Source organism: Acidovorax bellezanensis (assembly GCF_025421555.1).
GTDB classification, from domain to species: domain Bacteria; phylum Pseudomonadota; class Gammaproteobacteria; order Burkholderiales; family Burkholderiaceae_C; genus Comamonas; species Comamonas bellezanensis.
The window spans coordinates 171,905-189,918 of record NZ_JAODYH010000002.1; the positions used below are offsets into that span (position 1 = coordinate 171,905).

Here is an 18,014-nt window from a genome sequence, read left to right on the forward strand (position 1 = left end):
TCGTAGCCCGCGCACTGCGCGTAGCACGAGGCCGGCTGCGCCACATGGGCCAGTTGCGCGGTCCAGGCGGCCTGCTGAGCCGATGAAGGAACAGCGCAGTCCAGCCGCTGGGGTGGCGTGAAAATAGCATTCGTCATGGTGCAGCCCGGTGGACAGGAAGGGAGCGGCGGCGCTCGGCCGCGACGCGCAGACGGCCGACGATGCCGGTCGGAAAGTAGTACACCGAAAGCACGAACAACAGGCCCAGCCACAGCAGCCAGCGGTCAGGGCTCAGCAGGGCCGACAGCCAGGGCAGCGACACCGCGGCTTCGCTGGCCAGGCGCAGCAGGTCTTGCAGATAGCTTTGCGCCACCAGGAACAGCACGGCGCCGATGGCGCTGCCGTAAATCGTTCCCATGCCGCCGATCACCACGATCAGCAGGCAGTCCATCATGATTTCGAACGACAGCGACGTCTCGGGTCCGTTGTAGCGCAGCCAGACAGCCAGCATGGCGCCGGCCAGGCAGGCAAACAGGGCCGACAGCACGCTGGACACCGTGCGGTAGACGACCACGCGGTAGCCCAGGGCCTCGGCGCGGAACTCGTTTTCGCGGATGGCCTGCAGCACCCGCCCGAACGGCGAGTTGACGATGCGCAGCAGGGCCAGCAGCAGCACCACCGCCACCACGAACAACAGGTAGTAGGTGATGAGCTTGCCGTCTATCATGCGGCCCAGGATTTCATCCTCGAACAGCTCGAAGCTCGGCGACAGCCACTCGGGCAGCTTGAAGGTCAGCCCGTCTTCACCGCCCGTCCATTCCGACAGCTGCGAAGCCAGCGTCTGAAAGGCCGAGGCCACGGCCAGCGTGATCATGGCAAAGAAAATCGCCCGCACGCGCAGCGAAAACAGCCCCACGGCCAGCGACAGCAGCAGGCTCAGCAGCAGCGCGCAGCCTATGCCCAGCGCCAGCGCCGTCCAGCTCGCGCCCAGCCGGCCCGCGGCAATTGCCACGCCGTAAGCGCCTATGCCGAAGAACATGGTGTGGGCAAAGCTGACGATGCCGGTATAGCCCAGCAGCAGATCGAAGCTCGCCACCAGCACCACGAACACCAGCACCTTGGCCGCGACGTTCAGCGCCTTGATGCCGGGAAAAAGAAAAGGTGCAACAGCCAGCCCCACCAGGATGGCCAGCAGAATCACCGCCAGCGGCCTGCTGCGCGGCATGTCGCCGGAAAGCAATCGGTTCAACATGGTTCAGACTCCTGGTTCAGCGGTTGGCGACCGGGTACACACCCTGGGGGCGCCACAGCAAGATGGCGACCATCAAGGCGATGTTGGAAAACAGCGCCACCTTGGGCACCAGAAAGCCGGTGTAGTTGGCCATCAGCCCGACCAGCAGCGCGCCTATCAGCGCCCCGCCCGTGGAGCCCAGGCCGCCGATGATGATGACGATGAAGATCAGCACATTCACCTGCGCGCCCATCTGCGGGATCACGCTTTGCTGGTACAGGCCCCACATCACGCCGCCCAGACCGGCCAGGGCCGAGCCGACGACAAACACACCGATGAACAGCCGCCGTATGCGGTAGCCCAGGGACTCGACCATTTCGCGGTCCTGCACGCCAGCGCGGATCAACAGGCCGACCTTGGTGCGCGACAAGGTGAAGGCCAGCGCCGCGAACACCGCCAGCCCCACCAGCACCGCCACCACACGGTATTTCTCCACGGCCGCATCGCCGAGCAGCCAGGCGCCGCGCATGCCTTCGGGCAGGGGCAGCGGAATCTGCTGTGGGCCCCAGATGACCTTGATCAGCTCTTCGCCGATGATCATCCCGCCCATGGTGATCAGGATTTGCTTGAGGTGCTGGCCGTACACCGGCCGCACGATGAAGCGCTCGAACGCCAGGCCCACGGCCGCGGCCACCAGCATCGCAATCAGCATGGCCGGCAGCACGGCCAGCAGGTTGCGCCACAGGTCGGCCGAGCTGGTGTAGTCGCCCATGGCGCCGAGCACGCTGGTGGCGACGAACGCGCCCAGGGCGATGAACACGCCGTGGCCGAAGTTCAGCACATCCATCAGGCCGAAGACCAGCGTCAGGCCCGAAGCGATGATGAAGATGATCATGCCCATGGCCAGTCCGGCCACGGTGAGCGTGAGCCAGGTGCTGGGCGAGCCGACCAACGGCAAGGTGACCAGCGCCAGCATGGGCACCAGGGCCAGCGGTTTCCAGTCCAGGTCCTTGAAATTCATGTTTACTCCTTGTTGCGCCGCATCACAGCGCCAACCCCAGCAGCGACTGCTGCAAATCCGTGTCGGCCGCGAGATCGGCCATGCGGCCCGCATGCACTACGCGGCCGTTGTCCATCACCGCCACGCTGTCGCCCAGACGCTTGGCAAACGCCAGGTTCTGTTCGACCAGCAAGATGGTCACGCCCGCGGCCTTGAGCTGCTCGAAGGCGGCGATCATTTTGTGGATGATGGCCGGCGCCAGGCCCTTGCTGGGCTCGTCGATGATCAGCAGATCGCGCGGCTCGACGATGGCCCGGGCCACGGCCACCATCTGCTTTTGCCCGCCCGACAGCTTGCCCGCGGGGTGATTCCAGAACTTCTGCACGGCCGGAAACAGACCGAAGATCCATTGCAGGCGTTCTTCGTCCATCTGCCCCGCGTGACGTGCCTGGCGCGCGGCCAGCAGCAGGTTTTCCTTGACGCTGAGGTCGGCAAAAATGCCCATGTTCTCGGGCACATAGGCCACGCTCTGGCGCGCGATCGCCGGCGTGGGCAGGCGCGTGATGTCTTCGCCGCCCAGCAGCACGCGGCCCTGCGAAGCCTGCCACAGGCCCATGATGGTGCGCAGCGTGGTCGTCTTGCCCGCGCCATTGCGCCCCAGCAGCATGGTCAGCTGGCCGCGCGGCACCGTGAGGTCCACGCCGTGCAGGATGTGATACGCCCCGATATGGGTGTGCACGCCGCGCAGCTCCAGCATGGGCGCGGCAGCGGTGGAATGAATGGGGGGGACTTGCGTGCTCATGCGACTTCCTCGTCTTGTTCCGGGCCCAGGTAGGCCTGGCGCACCACGGGCGAGGCCATCACTTCGGCCGGCAGGCCGTCGGCCACCAGCGTGCCATTGGTCAGCACGATGATGCGGTCGGCGAGTTCGCGCACCACGTCCATCTTGTGCTCGACCAGCAAAATGATCTTGCTCTTGTCGGCCTTGAGATCGCGGATCAAGTCCAGGATCACCGGCGCTTCGTCATGGCCCATGCCGGCCGTGGGCTCGTCGAACATGTAGACCAGGGGTTCGAGCGCCATCAGCAGCGCGACTTCCAGCTTGCGCTGGTCGCCATGCGGCAGGCTGGCCACGGGCTCGGCGCGCCGCGGCCACAGCGCCACCTGCTCGAGCACCTGCTGGGCACGCGCCGTCAACTGGCCGTGGTCGCTCCAGATGCTCCACAGATTGAGCCCGCGGCGGTGCGCTCCGGGCAAGCGGGCCTGCACGGCCAGGCGCACGTTTTCCAGCACGCTCAGGTTAGGGAACAGGTTGGTGAGCTGAAACGCCCGGCCCAGCCCCGCGTGGGTGCGCGCCGAAGGGGCCAGGCCCGTCAACTCCCGGTCGCCCAAAGTCACGCGCCCGGCCGAGGCCTTGAGCTGGCCCGAGATCAGATTGAAGAAGGTGGTCTTGCCCGCGCCGTTGGGGCCCACGATGGCCGTCAGCGTGCCCGGCTCGAAGCGGCAGCTCACGTCGTTGACGGCCACATGGCCGCCAAAGCGGATGGTCAGGTTATGGGTCGCAAGCATAAGGAGGTCATGGCAAACCGCAGCGCGTGCAGAACAAGCGCTGGCAGCAATGCATTCAGGAAAAGAAAAGCGCCGGGGAGCGGTGGTGATCACCGCCCCCGGCGGCGCGTTCAGCGGCCGTTGCGAATCGGGATCTGCATTTCCTCGGGCTTGATCTCGCGCACCAGCTCAGGCACGCCCCAGGCAAATGCCGGGTCGTTCTTCACCTTGAAGTGGTACATGCTTTGCATGGCCTGGTGGTCTTCCTTGCGGAACGTCATGGTGCCCTTGGGCGTGTCGAAGGACATGCCTTCCATGGTCTTGATCAGCGTATTGGTCTTGGTGTCGCCCTGGGTCTTCTTGAGCGCCGTGACCAGGGCCATGGCCGCCGAGAAGCCGCCCGCCGTGAAGAAGTCCGGCGGCGCCTTGTACTGCTTGTAATGCATGGCCACCAGCGCCTCGTTGACCGGGTTCTTCGGAATGCCGAAGTAGTAATAGGTCGCGCCTTCCATGCCGGGCAGGTTCTTGTAGGCCGCCATGGCCGGCAGGATGTTGCCTCCCGAAGCGATCTCGATGCCGTAACGCTTGAGGTCCAGATCGGTGATCTTGAACGGGTTGCCCGCGCCGGCCCAGACGATCCAGATGATCTTCTTGCCCGGCTGGTCCTTGAGCTTGTCGATCAGCCGCTGGGCGCCGGCCGTGAAGTCGGTGGTGGCCGCGGGCAGGTACTCCTCGTGCACCAGCTTGCCCTTCTTCACGGCGTCCTTGAACGCCTTGACGCCGTCGCGGCCGAAAGCGTTGTCCTGCGCCAGCGTGGCGATGGTCACGCCGGGCCGGTCTATGGCCACGGCGTTGCTGATCGCATCCTGGCTGGAGTTGCGGCCCGTGCGGAAAATGTATTTGTTCCATTTGTCGCCGGTGATCGAGTCGGCCACGGCGGGCTCGACCAGCAGGATCTTCTTGTATTCCTCGGCCACGGGCAGCATGGCCAGCGCCACGCCCGAAGCGCTGGGGCCCACGGCGATGTCGGCCTTGTCGTCCGAGTAGGCCGTGGCCAGTTGGCTCTTGCCCAGATCGGGCTTGCCCTGGTCGTCTTTCTCTATCACCACCAGCTTCTTGCCGGCCACCGTCATGCTGCCGCCCGTGGCGTACTCCAGGCCCATCATCAGGCCGGCCTGGGTCTGCTTGCCATAGGCTTCTAGCGGGCCGGTCTTGCTGTAGACGTGGGCAATGCGGATCTCGCCCGGCTGCGCCAGGGCAGCCTGGCTGCCCAGCAGGGCCAGCGAAACCAGGACAGCGGAATGGACCAAAGTACGGCGTTGCATGGTGCTTGTCTCCTTTGAATAGTGACAATGACACAGCAGGCTTTGTGCCAGGCAGCGCGGGTCTGCAGCGGCGCACGCAAGCCCTTGTTTCTCAAGGGAATGGCCTGCATCACCTCGAAATGTGTCTATATTTCAGACGCATATCAGCGTCTGAAATACGGACACATGCCTGATTCACACACAGGGTTTGCACCAAAGTGCAGCATGCCGCAACCTCAGTCCGGGCTGCCCATGCGCGTGTAAAGCGTGGCCCGCGAAATCTGCAGTTGGCGCGCCGTGGCCTGCTTGTTGCCGCCGTTGGCCGCCAGCGAGGCCGCAATCGCCTGCTGCTCCAGCTCGGCGACCTGCTGGTGCAAGGGCCGCAGCAGGCGCTGGTGGTCGGCCGCGTCCGACTCCATTGGCGGTGGGCTCAGGCTGGGCGCGAACTCCGCCAGCGGCGGGCGCGGCTCGACGCCCGCGGCGCGCAGCACCTCGTCCAGCAGATGTGCATCGACCACGCCGCTGTCGCTGCGCATGGCGGCCTGCTCCAGCACATTGCGCAGCTCGCGTATGTTGCCGCGCCACAGCTGGGCTGCGAGCAGCGCCAGCGCATCGGCCTGCCATTCGGGCGGCGGCATGTCGTTGCGCAGCCCCATGTCCTCGCTGAGCACTTCGACCAGCGCCGGAATGTCGGCCCGGCGCGCGCGCAGCGGCGGCACGCGTATCGGCAGCACGTGCAGGCGGTAGAACAGGTCTTCGCGAAACAGGCCTTCGCGCACCAGCGCCTGCAGATCGCGCGAAGTCGCCGCGACCACGCGCACATTGAACGGCACCAACTGGTTCGAGCCCAGCGGCTCGATCTCGCCCTCTTGCAAGGCCCGCAATAACTTGGCCTGCAAATTCGGCGGCATGTCGCCGATCTCGTCCAGAAACAGGGTACCGCCATCGGCGAGCTTGAATTTGCCATCGCGCCCGCGCCGGTCCGCACCGGTATAGGCGCCGGGGGCCACGCCGAAGAACTCGGCTTCGAGCAAGGTGTCGGGAATGGCCGCGATGTTGAGCCCGACGAAGGGGCCCGCGGCGCGCGGCGACGCCGCATGGATGGCATGGGCCAGCAACTCCTTGCCCGTACCGGTTTCGCCCAGCAGCAGCACCGGACTGGACGACTGCGCGGCCCGGCGCGCCTGGCGCTTGACTTCGGTGGCGGCCGGGCTGGTGCCGACAAAGCTGGCAAACGTGTGCTTGGCCTGGCGCCGCCCGCCACCGGATTGGGCCTGGACCAGGGCCCGGCCGCGCTGCGCAGCCAGCTCCCGGCGCGCGTCATCGAGATCGCGCTGCAGCCGCGCGAACTTGCTGATCAAAGGCTGGAGCGTGGTTTCGGGCTGGTCGAACAGCACGATGCCGATGGCGCCGATCACGGTATCCGCGGCGTCGCGCAGCGGCAGCCGACTGACGACAAAGGTACCGGCCTGGTTGGTCAGCAAATCGATCAGCACGGGCTGGCCGGTTTCCAGCACGCGGCGCATCTGCGTGTTGGGAATCACCTCTTCGACCATATGGCCCAGGAAGTCGTCCACCGAGGCCACACCCAGGGCCGGCAGAAACCGCCGGTAGCCTTCGTTGACCCAGACGATACGGCCCGAGCGGTCGGCCAGGAACATGCCCTGGCTCATGCTGGAAAACAAATGGAACATGGAGCGCGCTGCCAGCGCGAGGATGCTGTCGGCATCCAGTGGCAGGCCGTTGGTCACGGCGCTGGCCACAGGCGGGGTGTCGTCGCAAGGCAGGGGCATCTCAGGCATGACGACGATGGTAACGCCTGAGCGGGGTGGGCCCATCACGACCCCGCTCAGGCAGCCGCTCAGGCGCGCTTGCGACGCTGCAACATGCGTGGCACGACCAGCACGGCCAGCACCAGAATGATCAGCGCCAGCGACATGGGCCGCTGCACGAAGATCAGCCAGCTGCCTTCACCGATGGACACGGCATTGCGCATTTGCGCTTCGGCCAGAGGGCCCAGAATCATGCCCACCACCACGGGCGCCGTGGGGAAGTCAAAGCGCCGCATCAGCACGCCCAGCAGGCCGATACCGAAGAGCAGGAACAGGTCGAAACTGCTTTGGCGCATGCCGTAGGCACCGACGGTGGCGAAAATCAGAATGCCCGCGTACAGCTGCGGCTTGGGGATCTTCAGCAGCTTGACCCACAGCCCGACCATGGGCAGGTTGAGCACCAGCAGCATCAGATTGCCGATATACAGCGAAGCAATCAGCGCCCAGACCAGCGTCGCCGAAGTCGTGAACAGCTGCGGGCCGGGGTTGATGCCGTAGTTCTGGAACGCGCCCAGCAGCACGGCCGTGGTGTTGGACGTAGGAATGCCCAGCGTCAGCAGCGGAATCAGCGCCGCCGTCACGGTGGCATTGTTGGCCGCTTCGGGTCCGGCCACGCCTTCGATCGCACCCTGGCGGCCAAACTCGGCCTTGTTTTCGCCCTTGGCCAGCTTCTTCTCGGCCGCGTAGCTCAGGAACGTCGGGATCTCGGTGCCGCCCGCGGGAATGCAACCGAAAGGCACGCCGATGGCCGTGCCGCGCAACCAGGCCGGCACCGAACGGCGCCAGTCGAGCTTGGTCATGTGCACCCGGCCCATGCGGTTTTGCGTCTCGTTGCTACGTCCTTCGTAGAGCGCCGCGTACAGCACTTCGGCCACGGCAAACAAGCCCACAGCCACGAGCACGATGTCGATGCCGTCCAGCAGCTCCATCTTGCCGCCGGTATAGCGTGCAGCACCCGAAATCTGGTCCATGCCAATGCAGCCTGCGGCCAGACCGACGAACAGCGCCGTCATGCCGCGCAGCCGGCTTTGTCCCAGCACCGCGCTCACGGTGGTGAAGGCCAGCACCATCAGCATGAAGTATTCCGGCGGACCGAGCTTGACCGCAAATTCGGCCACCACCGGCGCAAACAGCGTGACCACCACGGTGGCAATCGTGCCCGCGACAAACGAGCCAATGGCCGACGTCGCCAGCGCCGCGCCCGCGCGCCCGCTCTTGGCCATCTTGTTGCCTTCCATGGCCGTGACCATGCTCGCCGTCTCCCCCGGCGTATTCAGCAAGATGGAAGTCGTCGAGCCGCCGTACATGGCGCCGTAATAAATACCGGCAAAGAAAATCATCGAAGCCGTGACTTCGACCTTGGCGGTAATGGGCAGCAGCATGGCCACCGCCACCGCCGGGCCAATGCCTGGCAGCACGCCCACGGCCGTGCCCAGCGCACAACCCACCAGGGCCCACAGCAGATTGACCGGTGTAATGGCCGTGGCAAAGCCGGCCATCAAAGCGTCAAGAATTTCCATTACAACCACCCCGTACCGGTGAGACCCGGCAAATTGATCGCCAAAAACTGCGTGAACACCCAGTACACGGGCGCCGAAATGCACAGGCCCGTGAACAGGTCAATGCCCCAGGTCCGCGGCAGTCCCGCCAGCGGCTGGCCCGCTGCACGGCGCAGGCCTTGCGTGGCCAGCACATAGCACAGGCTGCAACTGAAAATGAAACCCAACGTGGTGATCAGCGCTGCGTTGAGCAGCAGACCGGCCGCCACCCAGACGCCCGCACGCCAATCAGCATGGACGCCGCCACTGGGCGCCGCCATCGCGCGATAGCCGCCACTGCGCGCCTCGAACACCAGCCAGCCACCGCACAGCGCCAGCACCGCGGCACAGACCCAGGGCAGGAAATTGGGGCCCACGCCGCCATAGCCGGCATTGCCGGGAATGCTCAGCGCGCCAAAGGCCAGGGCAACGCCCACCAGCAACACACCCGCGCCCACTACGGTTTGCAGGCCGGCGCCAGGGATCGTGTCCTGCGCGCCATCATCGATGGCGTCGGGCAAGGAGGAATCGGAAGAAATCAAAGGGCTAGGCTCGGTCATCTGCAGTCCCGCAACAAGCACGCGGTCCGTCAGGCGCCAGGCCGGGGGCTTGCACCCCGACCGGCATGCGCAACGAAACGCGATGAAAAATCCGGCAGCGCGCGGTCTTTGCGCCAGCCGCCGGTACTACCATTTCAGACCATGCCGGACTTGACCATGGTGGCGCGCAGGCTGGCGAATTCGTTGTCCACGAAAGTCGCAAATGCATCGCCGGCCAGCCAGGCAGGTGTCCAGTCGTTCTTCTTCAAGGCTTCGGCCCAGGCCTTGCTCTTGGTCGCCTTCTCCAGCATGGCCACCAGTGCATCGCGCTGCTCACGGGTGATGCCAGGCGCGCCGTACACACCGCGCCAGTTGCCGATTTCCACGTCAATGCCCTGCTCCTTGAGCGTAGGCACGTTCACGCCCTTGAGGCGCTGGGCCGAAGTGACGGCGATAGGCTTCATCTTGCCCGTGGCAATGTATTCGGCGAATTCGCTGTAGCCGCTGCCGCCCACGGTGACGTTGCCGCCCAGGATGGCCGAAATGGCTTCACCGCCGCCACGGAATGCAACGTAATTGATCTTGGCCGGGTCCACGCCCACGGCGCGCGCAATCATGGCCGCGGCGATGTGCTCGGTGGAGCCACGCGAGCCACCACCCCACTTGACGCTGCCCGGGTCCTTCTTGAGCTGGGCGACCACATCGGCCATGCTCTTGTAAGGCGAGTTGGCCGGCAGCACGAACACGTTGTATTCGCTGGTCAGGCGCGCCAGCGGCGTGGCCTGGCTCAGGCTCACCGGCGGCTTGCCAGTGATGATCCCGCCGAGCATCACAGCGCCCATCACCATCATCGCGTTCGGGTCACCCTTGCTGCCATTGACGAACTGGGCCAGACCGATCGCACCGGCTGCGCCACCCTTGTTGTCATAGGTGACAGACGAGGCCACGCCGGCATCCTGCAAGGCCTTGCCCAGGGCCCGGCCCGTGCTGTCCCAACCGCCGCCTGGATTGGCTGGCAGCATCATCTTGACGGCTTGCGCAGCCTGGGCACTCATCGGCAGTACGCCGGCAACGGCCAAAGCGGCCAGCGATTGGAGGAAGGTGTCTCGACGCATAGTTGTCTCCTTGTTGGTCTGGCGGAATCGCACGCTCGGTGCCGGGCCATCATGCGACAGGGAGCTGTCAAACCGCTGTCGGTCACTGTAGGTGTAATCCCGCAAAGACGGCCCCCGTGGCGGCAGCCCAGCCGACAAAACACCGCCACAAGTGCTAACCTGCGCCCCCATGCGTTTGTTGCTCGTAGAAGATGATCCCGCCATGCGCGCCACGCTGCAACGCACGCTGGCGCGCCGCGGCATGCAGGTGCGCACCGCGGCCGACGGGCCCTCCGCCCTGCTGGAGTGGCAGACCGACCAGCCCGATGCCATCGTGCTCGACCTGAGCCTGCCCGGCATGGACGGACTGCAGGTGCTGCAGGCCGCGCGCCAGCAGGGGCTGCGCACGCCCGTGCTGATTCTGACGGCGCGAGGCACCGTGGGCGACCGCGTGCTGGGCCTCAATGCCGGCGCCGATGACTACCTGGCCAAGCCGTTTGACCTCGACGAACTCGAAGCCCGACTGCGCGCCCTGCTGCGCCGCAGCACCGGCCTGTCCAGCCCGCCCGCCGATGAAGCCCAGGTGCTGGGCGCCTTGCGCTATGACAAGGACAACGGCGTGCTCTACGCCTGGGGCCAGCCCCTGGATCTGACGCCGCGTGAGCGCGCGCTGATGCAGGCCTTGCTCGCACGCCCGGGCCACGCCGTGGCCAAGGAGCGCCTGTTTGCGCTGGTCTTTCCCGGCGCCACGGAAGTGCAATACGAAGCCGTGGAAGTGGTCGTCTACCGCCTGCGCAAGAAACTGGCGGGCACGGGCGTGGCACTGATGACGCTGCGCGGCCTGGGCTATCTGCTCAAGGCCGAAGACTGAGCGCCATGGTCGCCGCAGCCCTTCGCCCGACCTGGTCGCTGCGCCGGCAATTGCTGGTGGGCATTCTGCTGCCCATGGTACTTTTGATCGGCTTCAACACCTGGAGCCTGCACCAGCAGACCCTGGCCGCGCTGAACACCGCCTATGACCGCACGCTGCTGGCCTCGGCCAAGAGCATCAGCGAACAGATCGACGTGCACGGCTTCGACGACGCGGCGGAACTGCGCGCCCTCGTGCCCTACTCGGCACTGGAAATCTTCGAAGCCGACAACCAGAGCCGCATGTTCTATCGCGTCTCCACGCTGGGCGGCGAAATGGTCTCGGGCTATGCCGAGCTGCCCATGTGGCACGGCAAGATTGCACAGAACCCGCCGTATGCCGCGCTGGTCGATTTTTACAACGCCCAATTCCGCGGTGTTCCCGTGCGCATGGCCGTACTGCTGCAGCCCGTGGCCAGCGCCAACGGCCGGGGCATGGCCGTCATCCAGGTGGCCGAGACCCTGGAATTGCGCGAGGCCCTGGCCTGGCAGATCCTGTGGCGCACCCTGTGGCGCCAGGCCCTGCTGGTGGTCATGATCGGCCTCATCGTGGTGCTCGTGGTGCAGCGCGCCACGCGGCCGGTGCGTGCGCTCAGCGCCGCCCTGCAGGCGCGCCCGCAGGGCGACCTGAGCCCCCTGCAGGCCCCCGGCACGGCGCGCGAATTGCAGCCACTGGTGCAGGCCACCAACCAGGTCATGCAGCGCCTGCGCCTGCTGCTGGCCCACCAGAAACGCTTTGTGCGCGATGCCTCGCACCAGTTGCGCACGCCGCTCGCCGTGCTCAAGGTCCAGGTGCAATCGGCCCAGCGCGGCGATGTGCCCGCCACGCAGGCGCTGGCCGAGATCGGCGCCACGGTCGAACGCGCCACGCAGTTGGCCAACCAGATGCTGGCCCTGGCCAAGGTCGAGCAGTTGCGCCAGCAGGCCGCGCCCGCCCAGCCCTGTGCCTGGGACGAGATCGTGCGCGACATCGCCCTCGACCTGTCGCCCCTGCTGGCCGAGAAGGACCTGGACTTCGAGCTCCATGCCCAGCAGCCCGTGGCCGTCGCCGCCCATGGCTGGATGCTCAGCGAGCTCACGCGCAACCTGCTGCACAACGCCATCCACCACACACCAGCGCGGGGCTGGCTGCGCGTGCACTTGAGCATCTTGCCTGCCACGGCCACACACGGCAGCCTGGCCCAGTTGCGCATCAGCGACAACGGCCCAGGCATCAGCGCCGAACTGGCGCAACGCCTGTTCGAGCCTTTTTCCGCCGGTGACATGAATGCAGGCTCGGGCCTGGGGCTGGCCATCTGCCATGAAATCGTCCAGGCCCTGGGCGGCCAACTGAGCCTGACCAACCGCAGCGCCGGTATCTCCCCATCCGGGCTGGACACTCTGGCCACCGTGCCCTGCATTGCCGGCACGGTCGCGTGAAAGCCACATGACAAGACCATGAGGGCCTCAGCATGCCCCTGCGAGGGCACAATTCCAGTCATGAGTGAACTGCAATCGATGCGACTGGACAAATGGCTGTGGTGCGCGCGTTTCTACAAGACGCGCAGCTTGGCTGTCGAGGAAATCGGCAAGGGCCGCGTGACCGTCAACGGCCACAACGCCAAGGCTTCGCGCGAAGTTCGGGTCGGCGACACGATTGCCATGCGCCAGGCCAATATCCCGCGTACGGTGGTAGTCCACGGACTGATGCCAGGGCGCGGCCCGGCCCCCGTGGCCCAGGGCCTGTACGAAGAAACCGCCGCCAGCCTGGCCGAGCGCGCCGCGCTGGCTGAGCAACGCAGGCTCGCACCCGAGCCGGCGGCCACCCTCACCGACGGCCGCCCCACCAAGCGCGACCGCCGCGACATCGACAAGGCCCGGGGTACGGACTGGAACGACCGGTGGAGCGCGTCGATAGATTGAAACACCCCCTGAGCCGCTGACGCGGCTCCCCCCTCTCATCCTTCGGTGGAGGGGGGCGGCTCCATCGCTGCGGGGCGGCCCTTGCTCGGAGCCCCTTTGTTGCGGCACGCCAGTTTCGTGGGCCGGAGCCAGGCCACTCAGGCCGGCTGTATCACAGCAGGTTCTTCCGCCACGCGCGGCAGGATCAGGTTCATCAGCATCGCCGCCATGGCGCCCACCGTGACGGCCGAGCCCAGCAGGTACTGCAGCATGTCGGGCAGCGACTGCACCCATTCCCTGGGCGCGAGCGTCGCAAAGAAAGCGCAGATCAGCGGAATGCCCACCACCAGCATGGCCCGCTCGTCCAGGCGCACATGGCGCAGGATGCGGATACCGGCCATGGAAATCGTGATGCAGACCACGGCAAACACGCCACCGATCACCGGTGCGGGAATGGCAGCGATCAGCGCCGAGAACTTGCCCACGAAGCCCAGCACCGCCAGCACCACGCCAATCGCAATGAACACCATGCGGCTGGCCACACCGGTGATGGAAATCACGCCGGCATTGGTCGAATAGCCCGTGACCGGCGTGCCGCCGATCAGCGCCGCGACGCCGCAGCCAATGCCTTCACCGATCGCGCCGCGGTCCAGCTGCGCATCGGTGATGGGCTTGTTGATCACCGCCGACACCGCAAACCAGGTGCCCGTGGTTTCGGCCATCACCACCATGTAGATCAGCACGAAGGTCAGGATTGCGGGCAGCGAGAACTGCAGTTCATAGTCGACAAACGCCATCTTGGGCAGCATCAGCCAGGGAGCCGCGGCCACGGCATCGAACGAGAACAGGCCGACAAACGACGCTGCAATCGTGCCGCCCACCAGCGCGATCACCACCGACAGCAGCCGCACCCAGACGCCCACGCGGTTGTTGAAGCGCAGGCCAATCATCATCGCGACCACGAGCAACGCGGCCGACAGCGCGGCCAGCGCAATGTTCATGTTGATGGTCGAGCCGCCATGCACCGCGAACACGTTCGCCGTCAGCGCAATCGGCAGCAGCGACAGGCCCACCACCAAAATGATGGAGCCGCCCACGATGGGCGGCACCAGCCACCGGATCAGGCGGTGGAACCAGCCCATCGCGCCCAGCACGATGACCAGCAGGGCGCCAGGAATCAAGGCCCCGTAGACCGCGCCCATGCCGCTCAGGCCCACGCCACCGGCCAGCGCCACGGCAATGATGGCGCCCAAGGGAATATAGGACGGCCCTTGTGCCACCGGCATGCGCATGCACCAGGCGGTCTGGATGATGGTGGCAATGCCCGCCGCCAGGAAGGTGGACTGGATCAGCGAAGCCGAATCGGCCTGCGACAGCGCCAGCGCCGAAGCGATGATGAAAGGCACGACATACACGTCCATGGCCATCACGTGCTGCACGCCGAGCAGCAAGGCCTTGAGCACGGTGACGCGGTCGTCGGGCTGGGCGATCAGGCGCCCTTCGTAAGAGGTAGGTTCGGTCATCGACGCAACAGTCTGCAAAAAAGAAAAGGAAAAGTCGGGAAATCGGGCGCGCGATCAGGCGGCAGCGCGGCGGTGGACCAACGCGCCCTGGACCCAGGTCTGGGCCACATTGCTGCGCGTGGCGTTGTAGATGATTTTTTGCAGCACATCGGCGGGACTATCGATGTCCGGCCACACACAGACGTTGGAGTCCGGCGTGCGGCAGTCAACGACGATGGCGTCGAACTGCTGGCCGGCTTCAATGCGGCCTATGGGCAGGTCCAGCGCCTGCCCGCCCGCGGCCGTGGCCAGCCACAGCGCGAACACATGGTCGATGCGCGCATCGTGGCGCCCGCGCTGTGCGGCCGGCAGATCCGGATCCACGCCTTCATCCAGCGCATAGGACGCGGTGATCGCATGGCGGCAGGCGTCGAACATCGACGGGCTGTAGCCCCCCGAAATATCGGAGCCCAGCCCCATGCCCATGCGCTGGGCGTGGCCCGAACGCGCTGGAAAAACGCTGTTGGCAAAGTAGAAGTTCGACAGGGGGCAATGGGCCACCGAAGCGCCCACCTGGGCCATCAGCGCCACATCGTCCGGCGTCAGGAAATTGGCATGGGCCACCACCGTGCGCCGCGTCAGCAGGCCGAAGCGATGCAGTGCCTGGGCGTCGGTCACGCCCGTGCGCTCCAGCACATGCTGGTGCGCCCAATCACTTTCCGAGCAATGGGTTTGCACATGTACGCCCGTGCGTTGCGCCAGCGCGCCCAGGCCTTCGAGCAAGGCATCCGTGCAGCTGGGAATGAAGCGTGGCGTGATCACCGGCCGCACCAGACCATGGGCATTGCCCGGCAGGCGGGCTACGGTCTCGATGAAAGCCTCGGTCTCGGCGATGGCGACCTGCGCGCTGACGTCACGATAGAACGCAGGGCACTGGCTGGGCTCATCCATGGCCACCCGCCCTACCAGGCCGCGCTGGCCCTGGCGCAGGCACTGCTCGGCCAGCACGCGGTTGCCGCTGTCATGCAGCGTGCCGAAGTACATGGCCGTGGTCGTGCCATTGGCCAACAACTGCTGCACCAGCGGCCGGTAGACGCTTTCGGCAAAGGTCTCGTCGCCATAGCGCGCCTCCAGCGGGAAAGTGTTTTGCTGCAGCCAGGCTTCCAGCGGCACATCCAGGGCCTTGCCCATTTGCGGCCACTGGGGCGCATGCACATGCAAGTCCACCATGCCCGGCAGCAGATAGCTGCCTTCGGGCAGCTCGCGCAGACTGCCAGCCGCCGCATGGCGCGCGCGCTCCGTGGCCCAGCGCGGGTCGTCGCGTGCGATCACCGCGGTGATCTGGCCTTCGCCGGATACCGTCACCAGCGCATCGCTTTGCACGCGCAGCGCATCGGCCTGCGGCGTGTCGAAAGCCGTGCATTGCATGGCCCATGCCGCCCCGCGCGCGGGGGACTCAAAAAGTGAAAAAGTGGAGTTCATCAGCAGTTGCCGGACCCGCCGCCGGCTGCGCCGGCTGGCCGTCAAAAGGCCGGCACCGGTGCAGTCCAGTGCCGCAAGCCCCAGAAGTCATCAGACCGCAGGACAGGCCTTGAGCCTGCCCCAGGAAGGCACAGCGGCAAGCGTTTGCCCCTGCACCCGAGAGTGTGCGCATTTTACGGCTGCCACCACTGAATCGCCGCTGCGGGGTCATCGCGACGGCATGCGTGTGCGCCTCCCGCAAGAGAGGTGAGGCCCCGCTCCGCGCTCCTGGATGCATAGCGCGTTAAAACAATCGCCAATGAAGCACCAAACTCGCTTTCAAGCTCACTTTTTTGATGCATTCTTGCGGCTCGTTGGTTTCGCCGGGTCCGCCCGATGAGCTGCCGCGGGGCCTGCTGCCTCGTGGCTTTTCCCACCTTTTGGATCGAGGCCTTCAGGGCCCGAGTAATGCAGTGATTTTTGGTCAGTCCATGGCACGCTTTTGCTGGCGTGTCACAGCGGCAGCAGCCTTGTCTGTTGCAGCGGCGGCAGTCTCCGCCAAGCCCAGCCCCTCTTTCGCCCCGCTTCCCAGCAAAGCCTTTGCCGATTGCCCCACATTTTTCGTGGCCGGCCATGTGCCTGCCCCGCCGTCAGCGAGTCACCTCAACAAGCTGCGCGCCCTGTGCTATGACGCCTTCGCCGTGCTGCACAACGGGGAAAGCAAGACACCGGTCTATGTGGTCCAGCGCCTGAACCGGGCGCTGGTCGATGACGCCGACGAAAAACGCACCAACAAGTTCTTCGCCGATGCGCGCCTGCCCCGCAGCGAACGCGCAGAACTCGGCGACTACAAACGCTCGGGCTATTCGCGCGGCCATATGGCGCCCGCGGGGGATATGCCAACGGCCCAGGCCATGGCCCAGAGCTTTTCGCTGGCCAATATGGTGCCCCAGGCCATGAAGCACAATTCTGGCCCTTGGGCGCGCATAGAGCAAGACACGCGCCGCTACGCGCAGCGCGCCCAAGGCGACGTCTTCATCTTCACCGGCCCGGTGTTCACAGCCAGCAGCAGCGCCATCGGCGACGGCCAGGTGCGCGTACCCACCTATCTCTACAAGCTGGTCTACGACGCCACCACGCGCAAGTCCTGGGCCTACTGGCAGGCCAACGACGATGCCGAACGCGTCTCCAAACCCATCAGCTACCAGGAACTGGTGCAGCGCACTGGCATAGACTTTTTGCCTGGGACCCACTAGGCTACATCGCCGCCGCCGGGCCGCAAAATGCATCTGGGGGGCTCTGCCCCCCAGCGCGGCTACGCGAAGCGAGCAAGCGTGGGGGCAACATTTCAGCCCTTGAGCTTTTCCAGGTCCTCAGCCGTGAGCCAGCGCCATTGGCCCGGCGCCAGGTCTTCGGGCAAGACCAGGCTGCCGATGCGTGCGCGGTGCAAACCTTCCACGCGATTGCTCACGGCGGCCAGCATGCGCTTGACCTGGTGGTACTTGCCTTCGGTCAGCGTCAGGTCCAGCACATGGCTGTCGATCAATTCGCAGGCCGCGGCTTTCACCGGCTTGGGGTCGTCATCGAGCACCACGCCAGCCAGCAACTGATCGATCATCTCCTGCGTCACCGGGTGCTTGGCCGTGACCCGGTAGACCTTGGGCACATGCTTTTTCGGCGAACTCATGCGGTGGATGAACTGCCCGTCATCGCTGAGCAGCAGCATGCCTGTCGTATCCTGGTCCAACCGGCCCACGGCCTGCAGGCCCTGGATGGCGCTCTTGCAAGGCCGCTGGCGCAGTGGCGGCGGCAGCAAGGTGTAAATGCTCGGATAGGTCGACGGCTTTTGCGAGCACTCGGTGCCCGCAGGCTTGTGCAGCACGATGTAGCCCTTGGCGTAATACGCCCAGTCCACGCCCTGGACACGAAAGCGCAGCCCTTCGGGATCGAAGTCGGCTGTCGAATCCGTGCACAGCTGCGGCGCGGCAGCCGCATCATCCTTGGGATAAACCTCGACCCAGCCTTGCTGGACCAGGCCGGCACATACACGACGGGTTCCAAACCCTTGCGAATAAAGAATGTCTTGCAGTTGCATCGCTAGTCTCAACCAATGAAGTCAATGAATATGCGGCCGGCAGCGCCGGCTCACAGGGTTTCGGGAAAGCTTTTTGCTTTCGCCAATAAGAAAACCCCCAG

At 65.7% G+C, this 18,014-nt stretch carries 16 protein-coding genes; 4 read left to right on the forward strand and 12 right to left on the reverse strand.

Annotation, left to right across the window (positions count from 1 at the left end; genetic code table 11):
• Positions 1–133: 133 nt before the first annotated feature.
• From N0K08_RS03540 to N0K08_RS03580, 9 genes are all read right to left on the reverse strand, one after another.
• Positions 134–1,231 carry a branched-chain amino acid ABC transporter permease gene (locus N0K08_RS03540; RefSeq protein ID WP_261498629.1) on the reverse strand — a complete coding sequence of 366 codons (1,098 nt, stop codon included), beginning with the start codon at positions 1,229–1,231 and terminating at the stop codon, positions 134–136.
• Between the two features lie 16 nt (positions 1,232–1,247).
• The gene (locus N0K08_RS03545) at positions 1,248–2,231 is read right to left on the reverse strand and encodes a branched-chain amino acid ABC transporter permease (RefSeq protein WP_261498631.1); all 984 of its coding nucleotides are present in this window, start codon (positions 2,229–2,231) and stop codon (positions 1,248–1,250) included.
• Positions 2,232–2,253: 22 nt separating this feature from the next.
• Positions 2,254–3,012 (reverse strand): ABC transporter ATP-binding protein, encoded by a 759-nt coding sequence (locus N0K08_RS03550; RefSeq protein ID WP_261498632.1) that lies wholly within the window; start codon positions 3,010–3,012, stop codon positions 2,254–2,256.
• Positions 3,009–3,779 (reverse strand): ABC transporter ATP-binding protein, encoded by a 771-nt coding sequence (locus tag N0K08_RS03555; RefSeq protein WP_261498634.1) that lies wholly within the window; start codon positions 3,777–3,779, stop codon positions 3,009–3,011. Before N0K08_RS03555 ends, N0K08_RS03550 begins: the two co-directional genes overlap by 4 nt.
• Positions 3,780–3,889: 110 nt before the next feature.
• Positions 3,890–5,083 (reverse strand): substrate-binding domain-containing protein, encoded by a 1,194-nt coding sequence (locus N0K08_RS03560; RefSeq protein WP_261498636.1) that lies wholly within the window; start codon positions 5,081–5,083, stop codon positions 3,890–3,892.
• Between the two features lie 215 nt (positions 5,084–5,298).
• Positions 5,299–6,855, reverse strand: coding sequence for a sigma-54 interaction domain-containing protein (locus tag N0K08_RS03565; RefSeq protein ID WP_315967985.1), 1,557 nt, complete (start codon positions 6,853–6,855; stop codon positions 5,299–5,301).
• A 68-nt stretch (positions 6,856–6,923) separates the two neighbouring features.
• A complete protein-coding gene (locus N0K08_RS03570) occupies positions 6,924–8,414 on the reverse strand; it encodes a tripartite tricarboxylate transporter permease (protein WP_261498637.1) in 1,491 nt (496 codons plus the stop codon).
• A complete protein-coding gene (locus N0K08_RS03575) occupies positions 8,414–8,992 on the reverse strand; it encodes a tripartite tricarboxylate transporter TctB family protein (protein WP_261498638.1) in 579 nt (192 codons plus the stop codon). Before N0K08_RS03575 ends, N0K08_RS03570 begins: the two co-directional genes overlap by 1 nt.
• 134 nt (positions 8,993–9,126) lie before the next feature.
• Positions 9,127–10,086 carry a Bug family tripartite tricarboxylate transporter substrate binding protein gene (locus N0K08_RS03580; RefSeq protein ID WP_261498639.1) on the reverse strand — a complete coding sequence of 320 codons (960 nt, stop codon included), beginning with the start codon at positions 10,084–10,086 and terminating at the stop codon, positions 9,127–9,129.
• 169 nt (positions 10,087–10,255) lie between these two features.
• Here N0K08_RS03580 and N0K08_RS03585 point away from each other — a divergent pair, with 169 nt between their 5' ends.
• The 3 genes from N0K08_RS03585 to N0K08_RS03595 are packed head-to-tail and all read left to right on the forward strand — an operon-like array spanning position 10,256 to position 12,876.
• A complete protein-coding gene (locus N0K08_RS03585; RefSeq protein WP_261498641.1) occupies positions 10,256–10,936 on the forward strand; it encodes a response regulator in 681 nt (226 codons plus the stop codon).
• A 5-nt stretch (positions 10,937–10,941) separates the two neighbouring features.
• The gene (locus tag N0K08_RS03590) at positions 10,942–12,393 is read left to right on the forward strand and encodes a sensor histidine kinase (RefSeq protein ID WP_261498642.1); all 1,452 of its coding nucleotides are present in this window, start codon (positions 10,942–10,944) and stop codon (positions 12,391–12,393) included.
• 60 nt (positions 12,394–12,453) lie between these two features.
• The gene (locus tag N0K08_RS03595) at positions 12,454–12,876 is read left to right on the forward strand and encodes an RNA-binding S4 domain-containing protein (RefSeq protein WP_261498644.1); all 423 of its coding nucleotides are present in this window, start codon (positions 12,454–12,456) and stop codon (positions 12,874–12,876) included.
• Positions 12,877–13,013: 137 nt separating this feature from the next.
• Here the strand turns inward: N0K08_RS03595 and N0K08_RS03600 are convergent, their stop codons facing one another.
• On the reverse strand, positions 13,014–14,378 hold the full coding sequence (locus N0K08_RS03600) for a uracil-xanthine permease family protein (RefSeq protein ID WP_261498646.1): 1,365 nt from the start codon (positions 14,376–14,378) through the stop codon (positions 13,014–13,016).
• A gap of 54 nt (positions 14,379–14,432) precedes the next feature.
• Complete coding sequence (gene guaD / locus N0K08_RS03605) at positions 14,433–15,785, reverse strand: guanine deaminase (RefSeq protein WP_261498648.1); 1,353 nt, start codon at positions 15,783–15,785, stop codon at positions 14,433–14,435.
• Positions 15,786–16,309: 524 nt separating this feature from the next.
• Here guaD and N0K08_RS03610 point away from each other — a divergent pair.
• Positions 16,310–17,074: a DNA/RNA non-specific endonuclease gene (locus N0K08_RS03610; RefSeq protein WP_261498649.1), complete on the forward strand. Its 765-nt coding sequence runs from the start codon at positions 16,310–16,312 to the stop codon at positions 17,072–17,074.
• A 92-nt stretch (positions 17,075–17,166) separates the two neighbouring features.
• Here the strand turns inward: N0K08_RS03610 and N0K08_RS03615 are convergent, their stop codons facing one another.
• A complete protein-coding gene (locus N0K08_RS03615; protein WP_261498651.1) occupies positions 17,167–17,913 on the reverse strand; it encodes a 16S rRNA pseudouridine(516) synthase in 747 nt (248 codons plus the stop codon).
• Positions 17,914–18,014: the final 101 nt, after the last annotated feature.

Excerpts from the sequence above, each read along its gene's own strand:
- N0K08_RS03570 (WP_261498637.1), bottom strand. The coding sequence starts at position 8,414 with ATGGAAATTCTTGACGCTTTGATGGCCGGCTTTGCCACGGCCATTACA.
- N0K08_RS03550 (WP_261498632.1), bottom strand. The coding sequence starts at position 3,012 with ATGAGCACGCAAGTCCCCCCCATTCATTCCACCGCTGCCGCGCCCATG.
- N0K08_RS03575 (WP_261498638.1), bottom strand. The coding sequence starts at position 8,992 with ATGACCGAGCCTAGCCCTTTGATTTCTTCCGATTCCTCCTTGCCCGAC.
- N0K08_RS03585 (WP_261498641.1), top strand. The coding sequence starts at position 10,256 with ATGCGTTTGTTGCTCGTAGAAGATGATCCCGCCATGCGCGCCACGCTG.
- N0K08_RS03615 (WP_261498651.1), bottom strand. The coding sequence starts at position 17,913 with ATGCAACTGCAAGACATTCTTTATTCGCAAGGGTTTGGAACCCGTCGT.
- N0K08_RS03565 (WP_315967985.1), bottom strand. The coding sequence starts at position 6,855 with ATGCCCCTGCCTTGCGACGACACCCCGCCTGTGGCCAGCGCCGTGACC.
- N0K08_RS03580 (WP_261498639.1), bottom strand. The coding sequence starts at position 10,086 with ATGCGTCGAGACACCTTCCTCCAATCGCTGGCCGCTTTGGCCGTTGCC.
- N0K08_RS03590 (WP_261498642.1), top strand. The coding sequence starts at position 10,942 with ATGGTCGCCGCAGCCCTTCGCCCGACCTGGTCGCTGCGCCGGCAATTG.
- N0K08_RS03595 (WP_261498644.1), top strand. The coding sequence starts at position 12,454 with ATGAGTGAACTGCAATCGATGCGACTGGACAAATGGCTGTGGTGCGCG.
- N0K08_RS03545 (WP_261498631.1), bottom strand. The coding sequence starts at position 2,231 with ATGAATTTCAAGGACCTGGACTGGAAACCGCTGGCCCTGGTGCCCATG.
- N0K08_RS03600 (WP_261498646.1), bottom strand. The coding sequence starts at position 14,378 with ATGACCGAACCTACCTCTTACGAAGGGCGCCTGATCGCCCAGCCCGAC.
- N0K08_RS03540 (WP_261498629.1), bottom strand. The coding sequence starts at position 1,231 with ATGTTGAACCGATTGCTTTCCGGCGACATGCCGCGCAGCAGGCCGCTG.
- guaD (WP_261498648.1), bottom strand. The coding sequence starts at position 15,785 with ATGCAATGCACGGCTTTCGACACGCCGCAGGCCGATGCGCTGCGCGTG.
- N0K08_RS03560 (WP_261498636.1), bottom strand. The coding sequence starts at position 5,083 with ATGCAACGCCGTACTTTGGTCCATTCCGCTGTCCTGGTTTCGCTGGCC.
- N0K08_RS03610 (WP_261498649.1), top strand. The coding sequence starts at position 16,310 with ATGGCACGCTTTTGCTGGCGTGTCACAGCGGCAGCAGCCTTGTCTGTT.
- N0K08_RS03555 (WP_261498634.1), bottom strand. The coding sequence starts at position 3,779 with ATGCTTGCGACCCATAACCTGACCATCCGCTTTGGCGGCCATGTGGCC.